This window comes from Blautia sp. MSK18_10 (genome assembly GCF_020553185.1).
Lineage (GTDB): Bacteria > Bacillota > Clostridia > Lachnospirales > Lachnospiraceae > Blautia_A > Blautia_A wexlerae.
The window spans coordinates 94,915-112,985 of record NZ_JAJCGT010000005.1 but is presented as its reverse complement, the minus strand read 5'-3'; the positions used below and the strand labels follow the sequence as shown (position 1 = coordinate 112,985).

The 18,071-nt window shown below is 43.2% G+C and carries 13 protein-coding genes and 1 tRNA gene; 9 read left to right on the top strand and 5 right to left on the bottom strand.

The window, feature by feature from the left end; genetic code table 11:
* Window positions 1-24 precede the first annotated feature (24 nt).
* Window positions 25-1,215 carry a site-specific integrase gene (locus LI074_RS04235; protein ID WP_173697792.1) on the top strand — a complete coding sequence of 397 codons (1,191 nt, stop codon included), beginning with the start codon at window positions 25-27 and terminating at the stop codon, window positions 1,213-1,215.
* 75 nt (window positions 1,216-1,290) lie between these two features.
* On the opposite strand, the gene guaA is transcribed toward LI074_RS04235, so the two are convergent.
* The 5 genes from guaA to trmB form a co-directional block, all read right to left on the bottom strand.
* Entirely contained in the window at window positions 1,291-2,868 is a 1,578-nt protein-coding gene (gene guaA, locus LI074_RS04230) for a glutamine-hydrolyzing GMP synthase (RefSeq protein WP_008705330.1), read from the bottom strand.
* A gap of 915 nt (window positions 2,869-3,783) precedes the next feature.
* Entirely contained in the window at window positions 3,784-6,177 is a 2,394-nt protein-coding gene (locus tag LI074_RS04225) for a glycoside hydrolase family 31 protein (RefSeq protein WP_173697791.1), read from the bottom strand.
* Between the two features lie 220 nt (window positions 6,178-6,397).
* Complete coding sequence (locus LI074_RS04220) at window positions 6,398-7,798, bottom strand: phospholipase D-like domain-containing protein (RefSeq protein ID WP_173697790.1); 1,401 nt, start codon at window positions 7,796-7,798, stop codon at window positions 6,398-6,400.
* Between the two features lie 530 nt (window positions 7,799-8,328).
* Window positions 8,329-8,401, bottom strand: a tRNA-Lys gene (locus LI074_RS04215).
* A 424-nt stretch (window positions 8,402-8,825) separates the two neighbouring features.
* Window positions 8,826-9,491: a tRNA (guanosine(46)-N7)-methyltransferase TrmB gene (trmB, locus tag LI074_RS04210; RefSeq protein WP_055057781.1), complete on the bottom strand. Its 666-nt coding sequence runs from the start codon at window positions 9,489-9,491 to the stop codon at window positions 8,826-8,828.
* Between the two features lie 306 nt (window positions 9,492-9,797).
* On the opposite strand from trmB, the gene LI074_RS04205 reads away from it, so the two are divergent.
* The 8 genes from LI074_RS04205 to LI074_RS04170 all read left to right on the top strand — a co-directional run bounded on the left by LI074_RS04205 (window position 9,798) and on the right by LI074_RS04170 (window position 18,059).
* A complete protein-coding gene (locus LI074_RS04205; RefSeq protein ID WP_055054320.1) occupies window positions 9,798-10,109 on the top strand; it encodes a hypothetical protein in 312 nt (103 codons plus the stop codon).
* Window positions 10,110-10,161: 52 nt separating this feature from the next.
* Window positions 10,162-11,205 (top strand): V0D/AC39 family V-type ATPase subunit, encoded by a 1,044-nt coding sequence (locus LI074_RS04200; RefSeq protein ID WP_022380359.1) that lies wholly within the window; start codon window positions 10,162-10,164, stop codon window positions 11,203-11,205.
* 67 nt (window positions 11,206-11,272) lie between these two features.
* Window positions 11,273-13,213, top strand: a complete 1,941-nt coding sequence (locus LI074_RS04195) for a V-type ATP synthase subunit I (RefSeq protein WP_173697789.1) — start codon at window positions 11,273-11,275, stop codon at window positions 13,211-13,213.
* Window positions 13,214-13,357: 144 nt separating this feature from the next.
* On the top strand, window positions 13,358-13,789 hold the full coding sequence (locus LI074_RS04190; protein ID WP_008705339.1) for an ATP synthase subunit C: 432 nt from the start codon (window positions 13,358-13,360) through the stop codon (window positions 13,787-13,789).
* 1 nt (window position 13,790) lies between these two features.
* On the top strand, window positions 13,791-14,099 hold the full coding sequence (locus LI074_RS04185) for a V-type ATP synthase subunit F (RefSeq protein ID WP_008705340.1): 309 nt from the start codon (window positions 13,791-13,793) through the stop codon (window positions 14,097-14,099).
* A gap of 162 nt (window positions 14,100-14,261) precedes the next feature.
* Window positions 14,262-14,849: a V-type ATP synthase subunit E gene (locus tag LI074_RS04180; protein WP_025578303.1), complete on the top strand. Its 588-nt coding sequence runs from the start codon at window positions 14,262-14,264 to the stop codon at window positions 14,847-14,849.
* On the top strand, window positions 14,842-16,614 hold the full coding sequence (locus LI074_RS04175) for a V-type ATP synthase subunit A (RefSeq protein ID WP_008705342.1): 1,773 nt from the start codon (window positions 14,842-14,844) through the stop codon (window positions 16,612-16,614). The genes LI074_RS04180 and LI074_RS04175 overlap by 8 nt, the downstream gene beginning before the upstream one ends.
* 62 nt (window positions 16,615-16,676) lie before the next feature.
* Entirely contained in the window at window positions 16,677-18,059 is a 1,383-nt protein-coding gene (locus LI074_RS04170) for a V-type ATP synthase subunit B (RefSeq protein WP_008705343.1), read from the top strand.
* Window positions 18,060-18,071 lie beyond the last annotated feature (12 nt).

The following is an 18,071-nucleotide window of genomic DNA, read 5'->3' as shown; positions in this document are numbered from 1 at the left end:
GCATATCATGTAAGGAGTGAAATCATGGCAAAAGACCCTATTAAGAAAGCAGATAACGGAACTTATTATTTCAGAGCTAATTTAGGCTACAATCCCATTACCGGAAAACAGATACAGAAATACCGAAGTGGATTCAGAACGAAAAAAGAAGCAAAGGAAGAATATTCAAAACTGGTATTAGCTTCTACCGAAGAATTAACAACAAAAAAAGATGGCGTTTCTTTTCAGCAATTTATAGAAGAAACCTACCTGCCATGGTATAAAACACAGGTAAAAGAAAGCACTTATCTTAATCGTGCTACTACCATCAAGAAACATTTTTCCTATTTCTACAAAATGGAAACAGACGAAATCGAACCTATCCATGTTCAAAACTGGCAGTTGAAACTTGCAAAAGATTTTAGCCCTAATTACATTCGTATCGTACAGGGAATGCTTTCTATCGCATTCGACAGAGCTATTGTTCTTGGAATTGCGAAGAAAAATCCTTCTCGTATGATAGGCAATATCAAAAGCAAGAAAACCAAAGTTGATTTCTGGACATTAGAAGAATTTCAAAAGGTTATTTCCTTACTCTATAAGAAAGACTATTATGAACATTATCTGTTTATATCGTTCTGGTTATTATTTATGACGGGTATGCGAATTGGCGAAGCGTCAGCATTACATTGGTCAGACATAGATTTTGAAACAGGCTTGCTTAGCATTACCAAAACATTATATTACCGAACAATGACGGACTATAAATTCGTTGAGCCTAAAACACAGGCAAGTATCCGTACTATTTATATTGATTCAGATACACTCAATGAGCTAAAGGCTTGGCAAAGTGTTCAACAACAGGTTCTTCCCGATTGTCCACTTGTACTAAGTTATAACGGAACTCCAACCAGTAAAACAACGCTTCCCAGAGCTTTGGAAAAGTTGTCAAATTTAGCAGGTGTTCATCGTATTAAAATTCATGCCTTGCGACATTCTCACGCTTCATTGCTTATCAGCATGGGCGAAAATCCTTTACTTATCAAGGAACGTTTAGGACATGAAAAAATACAGACAACACTCGGCACTTATGGTCATCTGTATCCAAATACTAATCTTGAAGTTGCTAAAAAGCTGACTGGAATATTACAAGTACAATCTGCTACTGAAAGCATTGCTAATTATACCAGCAATCAACATACAGCAATCTATCACAGAACAGTTGAAGAAAAATAATGCAATGAAAATGCAATCCTATAAAGGAAAAGCTGTAAAACCCTTGTAAACAAAGGCTTTACAGCTTAGCTCCAACTATTCAAACTCAATCGTACCCGGTGGCTTGCTGGTCAGGTCATAGAATACGCGGTTAACGCCCTTAACTTCGTTAATAATGCGGTTCATAACCTTATTCAGTACTGCATACGGAATCTCAGCAGATTCGGCTGTCATGAAGTCGATAGTCTTCACTGCGCGGAGCGCTACAGCGTAATCATAAGTTCTGAAGTCACCCATAACGCCTACACTTCGCATATTTGTCAGTGCTGCAAAGTACTGGTTCGGCATCCATGAAGGATCTTCACCATGTTCTTTCTTATACTCAGCTGCAGCATTGTCTACCTCTTCACGATAAATGAAATCTGCATCCTGTACAATACGAACCTTCTCTGCAGTAACTTCACCGATAATACGGATTCCAAGTCCCGGTCCCGGGAATGGCTGACGGAATACCAGTCTCTCCGGAATTCCAAGCTCCAGACCTGCTTTACGAACCTCATCCTTGAAAAGGTCGCGGAGCGGTTCAATGATTTCCTTGAAATCAACGAAATCCGGAAGTCCGCCTACATTGTGGTGAGATTTGATCACTGCGGACTCTCCGCCCAGACCACTCTCTACAACGTCCGGATAAATAGTTCCCTGTGCCAGGAAATCTACCGCACCAATCTTCTTGGCCTCTTCTTCAAAAATACGGATAAATTCCTCACCGATGATCTTACGTTTTGCTTCAGGCTCTGTAACACCTGCCAGCTTGTCATAGTATCTCTGCTGTGCATTGACGCGAATAAAGTTCAGGTCAAACTGACCATTTGGTCCGAATACACCCTCAACCTCATCTCCCTCATCTTTACGAAGAAGACCATGATCTACAAATACACAGGTAAGCTGCTTGCCGATTGCTCTGGAAAGAAGTCCTGCTGCAACGGAAGAGTCAACACCACCTGACAGGGCAAGAAGAACTTTTCCATCCCCGACCTTCTCGCGGATTTCTCTGATAGTGTGCTCAACAAAGGCATCCATTTTCCAGTCTCCGGCACATCCGCATACACCAAGTACGAAGTTGGAAAGCATCTTCTTTCCTTCTACTGTATGAAGCACTTCCGGATGGAACTGGATCGCATACAGCTTCTTCTCCTCATTCTGTGCAGTTGCTACCGGACAATCTGCTGTGTGAGCAGCAATCTCAAATCCTGGTGCAACCTGGGAAATGTAATCTGTGTGGCTCATCCAGCAGATTGTTTTGTCAGATACATCTTTGAAGATTTTGGAATCTGTCTTATCTACCAGAACCTCTGTCTTTCCATATTCGCTCACATCTGCTTTTTCAACTTTTCCGCCCAGAACATGCATCATAAGCTGTGCGCCATAGCAGAGTCCCAGAACAGGAATACCAAGCTCAAATAATTCTTTATTGCATGTAGGTGAATCTGCCTCATAGCAGCTGTTCGGACCACCGGTAAGGATGATTCCCTTAGGATTCATTGCCTTGATTTTCTCAAGATCGGTCTTGTATGAATAGATTTCGCAGTATACGTTACATTCTCTCACACGTCTGGCAACCAGCTGATTGTACTGACCGCCGAAATCCAGTACGACGACTGTTTCTCTTTTCATGTTTTCCTCCTTGTTTCTCATTATTTGTAACTGTAAAGATATTGAACCGTTACCATTGAATTTTATTATAAATTACAGTTCGGATTTTTACAATGCTTATTTTCAGTTTTCCATCTTGTGTTTTCTTCCTACGTTATTGTTTACTCCGTTCACAGTAACGTAGCCAAAATTCATTCCAGATTGCCTGCGGCAATGGAATTTTGGCTTGTATGTCTCGGGATTTTGGCATATTCATGCCAAAACACCTCGCGGGATAGTGGTGTGTGAACAGTAATCTTCCTTCCAGTTTATAAGTTTTTTAGAATTTAATCACGTTTTTTTCAACAGTCCATCACATTTTGCTCACAAATTCCCTGTATATTAATAAGCAAATAAAGCAAATGCTTTACAAACAGGTTGCAAATGCTTTTTCACATAGATTTTTAACTTTTTTCTTTTTCATACTTATGCCGGGCCGCAAGGTCCGGCCCTCCTTCTTTTTACAGACCTTTGCAGGTCTTTTTTTCTTTTTTATAAGTTTTTTAGAATTTAATCACAATTTCTTCAACAGTCCATCACATTTTGCACACATTTTCCCTGTATATTAATAAGCAAATAAAGCAAACGCTTTATTTATAATAAAACTTTTTCTTTTTCATACTTGCCGGATCGCAAGATCCGGCACTCCTTCTTTTAAAATGTGAAATCCCGCTCACAGTAAGACACAACTGTGAGCGGGATTTTTGTGTTACCGCAGAGAACTAGTGTGCCGACAAGTTGATTCTTGAAACAATCTTGCAGGATAAATTTTCTTATTTCAAGGCGGAGGAAGGAGGCGTAGCGGTGGCTACGGCGACCGACGACAACGCGGAAATAAGAAATTTAGACGCAAGATTGTTCGAGAAATCAACTTGTTGGCACACTAGCTTGATTCGGTTAAATTCCCATTGTAAGAATCTCCATCAGTACCCCAAGCAATGACGGATTCAAATTCATGGATACCAGAACTGGCACTGCCTCTGTACCCAGCTCTTTCACTACTTTATAAACGTCTGTCTTCTGTGCATAGGTAATCTGTGCTTTTTCCAGAATCTCATAGACCTCTTCTGCATAGTCTCTCTGATAAACAGCTGCATCTGCCGCAAAAGTAACCTTCACCTGTGCATCTGCCGGCACATCCTTGAGGATCACTATTGTTCCATGAAGCTTCTTATCCTCTGCGAACTCTGCATCCTTATATACCTGTCCGTTTACAGTAACCTCCTGCGGTTTGTCCTGAATGTTGCAGAAGCGGATCTTCCAGGAACGTTTCTGCGGGATCACTGCTGTATTTCCCTGTGCAGCTTCTACAATAAATACTGTTCCATTCTCATCTGCAGTCTTCGTCATTCTGGTGGATACCCAATTCTCATCCAGGTCTTCCGGTGTGTCCCCACCGTCTTCCCAGAGTACAAATTCTCCTGATTCTCCAGGATATACAAGTACTTCCAGTTTCTCAGGATTCTCAATGGAATTATCATATCCTTCCATGTCCTTCAGTGGAATGATGCTGCCTTCACGCACAAGTACCGGCATCTCATAAATATCTCTCCAGAGATCCACTTTTCTGCCGCCCTTATATGCTCTTCCGTTAAAGAAATCATACCAGATTCCCTGCGGAATCCATGTCTTTGCGCCTGCAAGTCCTGTTACCGGATCCAGCTTATCTGTGATTGGAGATACCATCATCTCTGTGCCGAAATAATAGTTGTTCGGTACTTCATAGGTTTCCTCACGCTCCGGCTCCAGATAATACATCGGCTGTACCAGCGGCAGTCCCGCTCTGCTTGCACGACGGTTCATGGTGTAAAGATACGGAACTAGCTTATGACGCAGTTTCAGGAAATTCTTCATTACTGTTTCTACAATCTGGTTGTATTTCCACGGTTCTTTTCCATTAAACGGGTTATCTGTGCTGTGCAGACGATTCATTGGTGAAAAGACTCCAAGCTGTACCCACCTTGCAGTGAGCTCGTCGTCTCTGTATCCAAACATATGTCCACCGATATCATGACTCCACCATCCAAAACCGATGTTGCTGGCATTTGCTGTGAAATATGGCTGGAATTTCAGACTCTCCCAGGTAATGAACGTATCACCGGAAAAACCAACCGGGTATCTGTGGCTTCCTGGACCTGCATATCTTGAGAAAGTCAGCGCACGTTTTCCTTTCCACTTGCTGTCCAGATAGTGATAGTGGTTCAGCATCCAGAGCGGATCCAGTCCCGGAACCTTGGTTACAGTTCCCTGCTGCCAGTCAAGCCACCAGAAGTCTACTCCCTCTTCTTCCATCGGATGATGCAGTTCCTCAAAATATGTCTCAATGAATTTCGGATCTGTCATATCAAAAAGTACCGGTTCCTTACTTGCAGGATCAATTCCCATCTTCTCTGCAACTCTCGGATAGGCTTCTTCATAAGCACGCACTCCATCTGCCGGATGTACGTTCAGTGTGATCTTATATCCATGTTTGTGCAGCCAGTCCATAAATTCAGGCGGATTGGGGAAAAACTTCTTATTCCAGGTATATCCTGTCCATCCGCTTCCATATACAGGAGGTACATCCTCTACCAGATGCCAGTCCATATCTACAACTGCAACAGAAAACGGCACTTCTTCTTTCTCAAAACGCTCTACCAGTTCTTTGTACTCTGTCTCTGTGTATTTGTGATATCTGCTCCACCAGTTTCCGAACGTATATCTTGGAAGCAGAGGTGTTTTTCCACATAATCTGTAAAAATCCTGCAGACATTCCACATATCTGTGACCATATCCAAAGAAATAAAAGTCTGCTCTGTTTCCCTGACGTGGCTCTACCATTCCATCTTCGCCCATAGCCATTGTGTGGGAATCATCCAGCACTGAAAAACCGTTTCTGGACATAATTCCATGACTCAGCGGAATCTCACCGTCCGCTTCATCCAGGGTTCTGGCTGTTCCCAGCAGATCTTTTGGTTCATCACCATAATGCCACACGCGCTCGCTGGCTTTTCCACCCGCAACACGTATCATCAGACCGCTTGGAGAAAATTTCTGCCTGTCATAGTGAATTTCCAGGTCTTTGGTATAAATATGTAATTCCTCACCGCTGTCACTCACCCTGAATTCCGGCACCGGGAAATCACGATTGCATACCATCTGTGTTGCTCTGTCCTCAAATCCTCCGTCTTCGCTGTACTCAAAACGGATCAGGGCAGTTGTCAGCATTGTAATCCTGAAATGATCGCCCACGATCACAGCTTCCTTTCTGCATACAGGATTACCTTCCAGTACAAATTTCTTTAAGTCCATAAAAGCTTTTCCTCCTTTACATCAACAACAGTTGTAACAGCTGCTTTTATGTCTATTTTAATCTTCTGTAGTCTGATTGACAACGCTTTTTTTCAGCTACTGAACATTTATATGACATATACTTGTGATATTATTTTCTAGAACGTGTCTGAAAAATGCTTTACGCAAGATGTGCGTCACAATTTGCAGGAGATTTTGGGAATGATTTTCCAAACACACTCTAAAGCAGCTGCCGAAGAGGACGAATGATAATCCTGAGCACACCGTAGTATAACTTCTTTTTCCGATTCAACACTTTCCCCTGGTACTTTGCGCCTTCGGTTTCCTGACCGTTTGCAAGTACCTCTTTGCTTTTTTCCATATAATCTGATTCTGTTTCGTGAATCTGCTGACTCAGTTTTTCGCTGTCAATTACCAACATCAGTTCCGTATCCAGATAAGTACTTCGCATATCCAGATTATAGGAACCTACTACTGACAGACGGTCATTTATCAGCACAGCTTTTGTATGAACCGGATAATCATTCATCAGTTCATACACATCTGCCCCTGTTTCCAGAATTTTCTTTTTCTGATTAAGATAATCTGTACAGCCCCATGGATTAGAGCCTTTTTCCACTGCATTCAGCACGATCTGAAGTTTTGCATGATCTGAAATCCCCTGCAATACATCATACATGTAACCATTACAGATCACATAAGGAGTCTGTATTATTACATGATCTGCATTTTCAGTAAGATACTGAATTGTCTGGAGAACCTGCGGTGTTTTTCGCCCCGCCTCAATTCCATTATTGATCAGAGTGATCTTGTTTGCTTCTATCGTATCCTTTTCCCATGCACTGTAGGTTTCTATATCATTGTACCTTTTCAGCAGAGATATGTAAATTTCTTCCATGTGCCGGTATGCATCCGTATATCTGGAAGATTGTTTGCCTTTTTTAATGCTCACACAGCTTTCCTTCCATATTTTATGGAAATAATTCTCAAGCTGGTTCAGAGACTCTCCCTGTCCTTCTGATGTATCATACACCAGGATATCTCTGTCTTCATTAATGCCTTTTGTCTGATTCCCCAGAAAGATATCATTGCTGTTGCGTCCGCCCAGCAGATACATTTTCTCATCCACGATCAGATATTTATCATGCATGCGATAATTCACCTTAAACAGATTGACCGGTGTCACCGGATTGTAAACTCCCACTTCCACATTCTCATATGATGCCAGAGCCTGGAAATCGTTGCTTCCAGCCAGAAACAGTTGCTGATAAATTCCATCGATCAATAACTGAATCTTCACACCTCTTGCCGCAGCGCAATTCAATGCGGCAAGAATTTTAGTGCCATTATCATCCGCGCGTAAGTCAAAGGTAGACAGTACAATGCTCTCCTTCGCAGTGCCAATCATACGAAGCCTCCACAAAAGTGCCTCTTCATTATCGTCAATGCAGCAAATTCTTTCTACGCCTGCTGTCTCTGATGTAAATTCTGTCTTTCTCAGACTTTCCACATATTTTTCGTCCGGTTTCCTGCAAAAAAGAGGTGAAAGTATATTTACCAGCACCACGATCAGCAGGAAAAGGCAAAATATTTTTCCTGTTCTTTTTAGTATTTTTTTCATTCGATACCGTAACCTCCTTTGACCAGACCGGAACCCAGATATTTGACTTATTCCTCTTCTTTCGACAATACACTGAGTATAGAGTATAACATAATCAGAAGCCATAGTGCATCTTTTGATACGAAAAGCGTTAAAATCTTTTCACAAACCCTTTTCTTTTTCTTGCAATGTCTTATATGTTTCCGACTTATAAAAATTCAATGTCATCAACTCTTTCCAACAGGGAGGGATTTCAATGTTATCAGGATGGTTTGTATAAAGTGTGATGACTGGTTATAAAGAGAGTTTATCTGCATCTTGCACAGCAGTCTTCTCTCCTGCATGAAGATATTTACCAGCTTGACCCTGTGTTCTTCAAGCGCTATCAGCAGCATAAAATACTTTTACGCCCTTGTGGAACTTTCTCCGCAAGGGCGTAAATATTTCATTTCTATCTATTTCCCAGACACCTTTATTTTTCACTTTCCCGTAAAACATAAAAAACACCGTCCCCGCGGCAATCGCTTTGTCCGCAAAAACAGTGTTCTTAGTGCGCCTTCAGGGGTTCGAACCCTGGACACCCTGATTAAGAGTCAGGTGCTCTACCAACTGAGCTAAAAGCGCATATTCTTTTGTTTTTCTCTGTGTTGAAGTTTTGCATCACCTTCAACGCAAGTGATATTATATATAATAGTCGTTTAAATGTCAATAGGTTTTTTCAAAAAAAATCAGATTTTTTTTTATTTCATTTATTTTTCCTTTTTTTCGTCGTTTTGGGACATTTTGTTAAGTGTTTTATTGACCTCTTCTGCGGATTTCCGCAGGCGGCTGAAGGTATTATCAAAGTTTTTGTGTTCATAGCGGAATTGTAGCATCTTATTATGGAAAAAACTTTTTCGTTTCACTGGCTGACTCCTTCGGGGCGCGAAGCGCCCCGAAATTTTCTTATACCATAATATGCACTGCCAGCCACAATAGATAATCAAATGAATAATCGCAATCCACTTCACTACGGAATTGCTATAAATCAGATGATTGCTCTGCTTTTTTATCTGTGACACCCTCTGGAAATCACCATCTTACAGATTGGATTTCCCATAGAAGAAAATTTCTCTTCATATTCTGTCATAACATTTCCCTGTACCATCTCTTCATTATGATGCAGATCAAAGGTAGAAGCTTCCAGATTCCATCCGGCTTCCTCCACTTCTTCCAGGGAAAATTCAAACAGTTCCTTATTATCTGTCTTAAATTCCACTTTTCCATCCTGAACCAGAATCTGGTCGTAACGTGCCAGGAATTCTCTGGATGTCAGGCGACGTTTTGCATGGCGGGCTTTTGGCCATGGATCGGAAAAGTTCAGATAAATCTTATCTACTTCACCTTTCTCAAAGATTTCCGGCAGAAGTCTGGCATCCACTCTCATAAAAAATAAATTAGAATAAACCTCTCCATTCTCCTCCAGTTCTTCTCTCTTCTGCAATGCGCGAAGAAGAACGCTGTCATACATCTCGATTCCTATATAATTGATATCCGGATGCAGCCGGGCCAGATCCATAAGAAATCTTCCTTTTCCCATCCCTACTTCAATATGAAGAGGCTGCTTTTTCACAAAAACCTCCCCCCAGTGTCCTTTCTTTGTCTGTGGTTCCTGCACCACATAAGAGCTCTCCAGAATTGCATCCTGAGCTCCCGGAATATTTCTTAATCTCATAAAAATCTCCTGTTCCTTTTCTTATATCTCCAGAGCGTGTTTGAAAAATGCTTTACGCAAGATGTGCGTGCAATTTCCTGCCACCAATAAACTACCATACCATACTCCTAACGTCAATTACATCCCGGACAGATATTCGCAGGAGATTTCTTTAACTTGTCTAAAAAATAACAATTTTTTTATTTCTGAAAAAAATTTAGATGGTTTTTTTAAACAAAAGGGTGTATGATATCTAACAGATATTACTATTTTGTGCATAGTAAATCTGGTTTTTTTGTAAAATTTTGACAACTAAGGAGGTTGAAGATGGAGCAGATACTTAACAAATTATCTGAAATCGAGCTTACAGCCCAACGCATCATGGAAGACTGCGACCGGCAAAAGCAACAGCTTTCTGAAGAGGCAGAACAGAAATGTAAAAATTATGACGAGCAGCTGGAGACCCGGACAGCAGAGCAGATTCGACGGATCCGTCAGCAACTGGAAGAAGAAAAAGATTCTCGCCTGGCACAGTTACGTGCAGACACAGACGCTACCTTTTCTTCACTGGATGCTCATTACGAACAGCAGCACTCACAACTTTCCAGAGAATTGTTTGAGAAAATACTAACTATGTAAAGATCTGTCTCAGACACACTCTAGATGACATCAGGAAAGGAAGTGAAAAACAATGGGAGGCGTACTCTCCTACAGCGGACTTTCCACGAAAATCCGCGCAATGCAAAGCAGGCTTACTACCATGGATCAGTTCGAGGAAATCCTCCAACTCTCCGATGTCACGCAGGTAGCCGCCTATCTGAAGCGAATGCCGGAATACTCTTCCAGGTGGGATGCACTGGATGAAAATACCCTGCACCGTGGCCAGATTGAGAAGCTTCTGAAGAAATCCATATTCCAGAATTTCTCCAGAATTTATCACTTTGCCAACCCGGAGCAGCGTAAATTTCTGGATCTGTATTCCAAGCGATATGAAATCCGTGTACTGAAGGAAGTCATGACAAATATCTTCGATCACCGCGACACGGATCCTGTAGATGTTTCTCCGTACCGTGAATTTTTCCGTCTGCATTCCAATATTGATGTAGACCGGATCACTACCTGTTCCACCATGGAGGAACTGATCTCCTGCCTCAAAGGAAACGAATTTTATATCCCGCTTTCGAAGATCCAGGAGCATGAAACAGCACTTCTCTTCGACTATGGTATGGCACTGGATCTGTACTATTTTACCCAGATCTGGAACATCCGTAAGAAGCTGTTTAAAGGTAAAGATCTGGAAGAGATTACCTGCACTTACGGCGAGAAATTTGATATGCTGAACCTGCAGTTTATCCAGCGTTCCAAAAGGTATTACAACATGGATCCGGCAAGTATTTATGCCCTGCTGATCCCTGTAAATTATAAGTTAAAGAAAGAAGAGATCACAGCTTTGGTGGAAGCACCTTCATACGAAGAAGGTCGAAGAATTTTCCAGAAAACATGGTACGGAAACAAATATGAACAGCTTACCGTAGCCAATCTGGAAGAATTCTACAACCACATCCACCGCTCAATCCTTGAGAAGGAATCCCACAGAAATCCATATTCTGTAGCAGTGATCTATTCTTATCTGTATAACAAGGAACACGAAGTAAACCGCCTGACTATCGCCATTGAATGCGTACGTTACGGTGTGCAGCATGATGAAGCCATGCGTTATATTTGCAACAGTTGATTTCTATATGGCGCATAACTGAATAACTGCTTCGCAGTTTAAAGAACATTAACCAGGAGGTGAATTTATGATTGAGAAAATGAAGTTCCTGAGCATTACCGGTCCTAAGACCGATATTGACAGAGTGGTAAACACCTATCTTTCCAAGTACGAAATTCATCTGGAAAATGCCCTTTCCGAGCTGACCGCAGTAGAGAGTCTTTCTCCGTTTATGGAAATCAATCCATATAAGGAAGCACTCTCTACTGCCAACAGTTTCTATGATGAACTGGCAGATCCGGAGAAGATTTCTGCCAAACCCATGGATACTGAACAGGCTTTAAATACAATCCGCCGGATTCAGTCTGATTATCAGGAACTAAGCAATAAACGTGCTGATCTGGAAAGTCAGCTTGCAGCTCTGGATGAATCTCTGCGAGTGATCCGCCCGTTCAGAAATATTAATTACAATATTTCCTCAATCCTGAAATTCCAGTTCATCCACTTCCGTTTCGGAAGGATTGAGAAGGAATATTACCAGAAATTTGAAAAGTATATTTACGAAAATCTGGACACAATTTTCATTAAATGTGATGAAGATGACCAGTATGTCTGGGGTCTGTATTTTGTCCCGGAGCACGAAGCCCAGAAAGTAAAAGCCGTCTATTCTTCCATGCACTTCGAGCGTATTTATATGCCGGATACTTATGAGGGAACAGCAAAAGAAGCTTTCGAACAACTGACTGAAACACGCAACAGAGCTGCTGCTGATCTGGCATCTGCCGATCAGAAAAAAGCAGATTTTCTTCTTAGAAACCAGAAAGATATTGTTGCCTCCCGCAATGCTATCGCACAGCTTTCCGGTAACTTTGATGTGCGCAGACTTGCAGCATGTACACATGGGGATAAAGACGTTTTCTATATCTTATGTGGATGGATGACAGAGAAAGATGCCCATTCTTTCCAGAATGATATCAAAGACGACAGCCGCATTTTCTGTATTATTGACGGTGAAGAGGACGAACATCTGAAGCCAGGTATACACCAGCAGCCGCCAACGAAACTGAAGAACCCGAAACTGTTTAAACCATTTGAAATGTACATCAAAATGTATGGTCTTCCGGCCTATAACGAGATGGATCCAACATGGTTTGTGGCACTGACTTATTCCTTTATTTTCGGTGCAATGTTCGGTGATGTGGGGCAGGGATTGCTGCTCTTTATCGGTGGTTTCCTGCTTTATAAATTCAAACATATCACACTGGCAGGCATTATCAGTTGTGCAGGTGTGTTCTCCACAATCTTCGGATTTATGTTCGGAAGTATCTTCGGATTCGAAGATGTGATACCAGCCCTGTGGCTTCGCCCGATGAACAATATGATGTCAGTTCCGTTTATCGGAAAGCTGAATACAGTATTTATTGTTGCCATTGGTTTTGGTATGTGCCTGATCCTTTTATGTATGGTATTTAACATCCTGAATGCCTGGAAAGCCGGAGATGTAGAACACATCTGGTTTGATACAAACTCAGTAGCTGGTCTGGTATTCTACGGCTCTGCAGTTGTCTCCATTGCACTTATACTGAATGGCAAAACACTTCCCGGCGGAATCGTACTGTTTATCATGTTCGGCGTACCATTGATCCTGATCTTTTTGAAAGAGCCACTTACAGCCCTCATTGAGAAGAAATCAGAATTTATGCCAAAAGAGAAGGGAATGTTCGTTGTACAGGGACTTTTTGAAATGTTTGAAGTCCTGTTAAGCTACTTCTCCAATACCCTTTCTTTCGTCCGTATCGGAGCTTTCGCAGTCAGCCATGCAGCGATGATGGAAGTCGTTCTCATGCTTGCAGGCGCAGAAAGCGGAAACCTGAACTGGATAGTAGTAGTTCTGGGAAACCTTTTTGTATGTGGTATGGAGGGCCTGATCGTCGGTATCCAGGTGCTTCGTCTGGAATATTATGAAATGTTCAGCCGCTTCTACAAAGGTACAGGACGTAAATTTGAGCCGTTCCGCTCTGTAAAATAGACAGAAAGATCATCAGAAATTATACTATTTTCATTTATATATCATCCTCGGGAAACCCATATCTGTCGGTCAGCCAGATATTCAAAGCCGAATAAATATGATATATATGAACAGCAAAATCAAGAACTAAGAGGAGATTTAATTATGACAACAATCGCACAGATCATTTTAGCAATCGCACTGGTACTCAGCATCATTCTTCCATTTGGCTACTATCTCATCGGTGAAAAAAACCGCGGACGTTACAAAACAGCTCTCGGTGTAAACGCATTCTTCTTCTTTGGAACCATGCTTATCGCCATTGCAGTTATGTTCACAGGTGCTTCTTCCGTACAGGCTGCTGCAGGCTCTGAAGGCACACTTGCAACAGGTATGGGTTATATCGCAGCAGCTCTTGTAACAGGTCTTTCCTGTATCGGTGGTGGTATTGCCGTTGCCAGTGCGGCAAGCGCAGCCTTAGGCGCTATCAGCGAGGATCAGAGTATCCTTGGTAAATCCCTTATTTTCGTAGGTCTTGCAGAAGGTGTTGCCCTTTATGGACTGATCATCTCCTTCATGATCCTGGGACAGTTATAAGATGCAGATGTTTTTGATCAGCGACAATATCGATACCTACACAGGGATGAGACTGGCAGGTGTAGAGGGCGTGGTCGTACACACACATGATGAATTAAAAGATGCTTTGCAGAAAGCTATCTCCAATAAAGAAATCGGAATCATACTCCTGACCGAGAAATTCGGCCGGGAGTTTCCCGAAATTATAGATGATGTAAAGCTTCATCACAAGACCCCTCTGATTATCGAAATTCCCGACAGGCACGGTACTGGCCGCAAACCGGATTTTATCACTTCATATGTGAATGAAGCTATTGGTTTAAAACTGTAAAACAGTTACCAATAGTAAATCTAATGTTACTGTTCACACACCACTATCTCGAGACATACAAGCCAAAATCCCATTGCCACAGGCAATCTGGAATGAATTTTGGCTACGTTACTGTGAACGGAGTGAACAGTTACAATCTAAATATTACAGGCAGGTGTTAACATGACAATTGATGAAAAACTCAGCCATTTTTATGATATCACTGTAGAGGAAGCCCACGAAAAAGCTGCCGCCATTCTCGATGAGCATAAAGCGGCTCTGGAGAAAATGGCAGAAGAACACAAAACTCTCAGTGAAGAAAACGCCCAGACACAGATCAAAGCGGAAACTGCCAGCGCCCGACGTGAAATAAACAAGGCTCTCTCCGCAGAACAGCTCACGATCAAGCGTGACTGGACCAGAAAACAAAACGAATTAAAAGAGAAAATTTTCTCCGAAGTAAAAGGACTTCTGGAATCCTTTACCAAAACTCCGGAGTATGAGAACTATTTAACTGCTAAGATCAAAGAAGCTCTGGATTTCGCGGGAAATGATGAGATTACCATCTATCTCTCTCCGGAGGACAGATCTCTTGCAGAGAAACTTCAGCATACAACAGGTACTGCTATCCAGCTTGCAAAGGACTCTTTTCTTGGCGGTATCCGCGCTACGATTCCTCAGAAAAACATCCTGATCGATCACTCTTTTGCAGGAAATTTTGAGGCAGCATACAAAGAATTCAAGTTTGACGGAGGACCAGAACATGAGTAATACAGGTATTATCTACGGTGTCAACGGCCCCGTCATTTATCTGAAGGGCGACAGCGGATTTAAGATTTCCGAGATGGTCTATGTAGGTCCGGAACATCTGGTAGGTGAGATCATCGGCCTGAAGAAAGGCATGACCACCGTACAGGTTTTCGAGGAGACTACAGGACTGAAACCGGGCGATACAGTTACAGGAACCGGAGATGCCATTTCTGTACTTCTGGGACCTGGAATCATCCACAATATTTTTGATGGTATCCAGCGCCCTCTGGAAGAGATTGCCAAAGCCTCAGGCAAATATATTTCACGAGGTGTCAGCGTTGATTCTCTTGACACAGAAAAGAAATGGAACACTCACATCATAGTAAAAGAAGGAGATGTTGTAGGTCCCGGCTCTGTTATCGCAGAAACTCAGGAAACAGACTCCATTCTCCATAAATCCATGGTTCCTCCGAATCTTACAGAAGCCACAGTTATCCACGCGGCATCTGACGGAGCATACACCATTCTGGAACCGATCGTAACCATTCAGTTCGCAGACGGAACCACCAAAGATCTGGCACTTGCACAGAAATGGCCGATCCGTATCCCGAGACCAACCCACAAACGTTTCCCCGCAAGCGTCCCGCTTGTCACAGGCCAGCGTATCCTGGACACTCTTTTCCCTATCGCAAAGGGCGGTACAGCCGCTGTTCCGGGAGGTTTCGGTACAGGTAAGACCATGACTCAGCATCAGATTGCAAAATGGTCTGACGCAGACATTATCATCTACATTGGATGCGGAGAACGTGGAAACGAGATGACTCAGGTTCTGGAAGATTTCAGTAAACTGATCGACCCGAAATCCGGAAACCTGATGATGGACAGAACCACATTGATCGCCAATACTTCCAACATGCCGGTTGCGGCGCGTGAAGCTTCTATTTATACAGGTGTAACTCTTGCGGAATATTACCGGGATATGGGTTACGACGTAGCTATCATGGCAGACTCCACTTCCCGTTGGGCAGAAGCTCTTCGAGAACTGTCCGGCCGTCTGGAGGAAATGCCTGCAGAGGAAGGTTTCCCTGCATATCTGGCATCCAAGCTGTCCGCATTCTATGAACGTGCAGGAATGATGCAGAACTTAAACGGAACCGAAGGCTCTGTCTCCATTATCGGAGCAGTTTCTCCACAGGGTGGTGACTTCTCAGAACCTGTCACACAAAACACCAAACGTTTCGTCCGCTGCTTCTGGGGACTGGACAAATCCCTTGCCTATGCCCGTCACTTCCCGGCAATCCACTGGCTCACCAGCTACAGTGAATATCTGGAAGACCTGACTCCATGGTACAGAGAACATGTTTCCCCGAAATTTGTAGCAGACAGGAATCAGCTCATGGCAATCCTGAATCAGGAGAGCTCCCTGATGGAGATCGTCAAGCTGATCGGAAGCGACGTTCTTCCGGATGACCAGAAACTGACGCTGGAAATTGCCAGAGTCATCCGTCTGGGCTTCCTCCAGCAGAACGCTTTTCACGCAGAAGACACCTGCGTACCAATGGAAAAACAGTTTAAAATGATGGAAACGATCCTCTATCTTTATGAAAAATGCCGTGCACTCATCAACCGTGGAATGCCGGTTTCCGTACTGAAAGAGGGGAACAACATTTTTGAAAAAATTATTTCCATTAAATATGATGTGGCAAATAATCAGCTTGATAAATTCGACCAATACAAGCAGGACATTGATACTTTCTATGATAACATAATGGAAAAAAACGGCTGATGCCGGAACAGTTACATTCATAGCCATAACCGGCTATGAGTCGTAACAGAGAGGAGAAGTTTATGGCAATTGAATATTTAGGCTTAAGCGAAATAAACGGACCTCTGGTGGTCCTGGAAGGCGTCAAGAATGCCTCCTATGAGGAAATCGTTGAATTTCACATGGATGACGGGACTCGCAAGATCGGCCGTATTATTGAGATTTATGAGGACAAGGCTGTTATCCAGGTTTTTGAAGGAACAGACGGTATGTCCTTAGGCAACACCCATACCCGGCTGACCGGACGTCCCATGGAGATCGGGCTTTCCCCGGAAATCCTCGGACGAACCTTTAACGGTATCGGACAGCCCATCGACGGTCTGGGGGACATCACCCCGGATGTAAAATTAAACATCAATGGTCTGCCACTGAACCCGGTAGCACGTGAATATCCCCGAAACTATATCAACACCGGTATTTCCGCAATCGACGGACTGACCACCCTGATCCGAGGACAGAAGCTTCCGATCTTTTCCGGAAATGGTCTTCCACACGACAAGCTGGCTGCACAGATCGTACAGCAGGCTTCTCTGGGAGAGGACTCTGATGAAGATTTTGCCATTGTTTTCGCAGCAATGGGTGTCAAATATGACGTAGCGGAATTTTTCCGCCGTACCTTCGAGGAAAGCGGTGCTGCAGACCATGTAGTTATGTTCCTGAATCTTGCAAATGATCCGGTTGTTGAACGTCTTCTTACACCGAAGATCGCCCTCACTGCCGCAGAGTATCTTGCTTTTGAAAAAGGAATGCACATCCTGGTCATCCTGACAGACATCACATCCTTCTGCGAGGCCATGCGAGAGGTTTCCTCCTCCAAAGGTGAGATTCCGTCCCGTAAAGGTTATCCGGGTTATCTGTACAGTGAGCTTGCAACCCTGTACGAACGTGCAGGTATCGTAAAAGGCAAACCGGGTTCCGTAACCCAGATCCCGATCCTGACCATGCCAAACGATGATATCACTCACCCGATTCCTGACCTTACCGGTTATATCACCGAAGGTCAGATCGTTCTGGACAGACAGCTTCATGGACAGGCAATCTATCCGCCTATTAACGTACTGCCGTCTCTTTCCCGTCTGATGAAGGACGGTATCGGTGAAGGCTATACAAGAGCAGACCATCAGGACGTGGCAAATCAGCTTTTCTCCTGCTATGCAAAGGTTGGAGATGCCAGAGCCCTTGCTTCCGTTATCGGTGAGGATGAGCTTTCCCCGCTGGATAAACGCTATCTGGTATTTGGTAAAGCCTTTGAGAGTGAATTTGTCGGCCAGTCCGAAACCGAGAACCGAAGCATCACCGAAACCCTGGATAAGGGCTGGGAGCTTCTGGGACTTCTTCCGAAAGAAGAGCTCGACCGAATTGATACGAAGATCCTCGACAAGTACTATCACGAAACAGTACGCTAAAAGAAGCGAGGT

Excerpts from the sequence above, each read along its gene's own strand:
- LI074_RS04235 (WP_173697792.1), top strand. The coding sequence starts at position 25 with ATGGCAAAAGACCCTATTAAGAAAGCAGATAACGGAACTTATTATTTC.
- guaA (WP_008705330.1), bottom strand. The coding sequence starts at position 2,868 with ATGAAAAGAGAAACAGTCGTCGTACTGGATTTCGGCGGTCAGTACAAT.
- LI074_RS04225 (WP_173697791.1), bottom strand. The coding sequence starts at position 6,177 with ATGGACTTAAAGAAATTTGTACTGGAAGGTAATCCTGTATGCAGAAAG.
- LI074_RS04220 (WP_173697790.1), bottom strand. The coding sequence starts at position 7,798 with ATGAAAAAAATACTAAAAAGAACAGGAAAAATATTTTGCCTTTTCCTG.
- trmB (WP_055057781.1), bottom strand. The coding sequence starts at position 9,491 with ATGAGATTAAGAAATATTCCGGGAGCTCAGGATGCAATTCTGGAGAGC.
- LI074_RS04205 (WP_055054320.1), top strand. The coding sequence starts at position 9,798 with ATGGAGCAGATACTTAACAAATTATCTGAAATCGAGCTTACAGCCCAA.
- LI074_RS04200 (WP_022380359.1), top strand. The coding sequence starts at position 10,162 with ATGGGAGGCGTACTCTCCTACAGCGGACTTTCCACGAAAATCCGCGCA.
- LI074_RS04195 (WP_173697789.1), top strand. The coding sequence starts at position 11,273 with ATGATTGAGAAAATGAAGTTCCTGAGCATTACCGGTCCTAAGACCGAT.
- LI074_RS04190 (WP_008705339.1), top strand. The coding sequence starts at position 13,358 with ATGACAACAATCGCACAGATCATTTTAGCAATCGCACTGGTACTCAGC.
- LI074_RS04185 (WP_008705340.1), top strand. The coding sequence starts at position 13,791 with ATGCAGATGTTTTTGATCAGCGACAATATCGATACCTACACAGGGATG.
- LI074_RS04180 (WP_025578303.1), top strand. The coding sequence starts at position 14,262 with ATGACAATTGATGAAAAACTCAGCCATTTTTATGATATCACTGTAGAG.
- LI074_RS04175 (WP_008705342.1), top strand. The coding sequence starts at position 14,842 with ATGAGTAATACAGGTATTATCTACGGTGTCAACGGCCCCGTCATTTAT.
- LI074_RS04170 (WP_008705343.1), top strand. The coding sequence starts at position 16,677 with ATGGCAATTGAATATTTAGGCTTAAGCGAAATAAACGGACCTCTGGTG.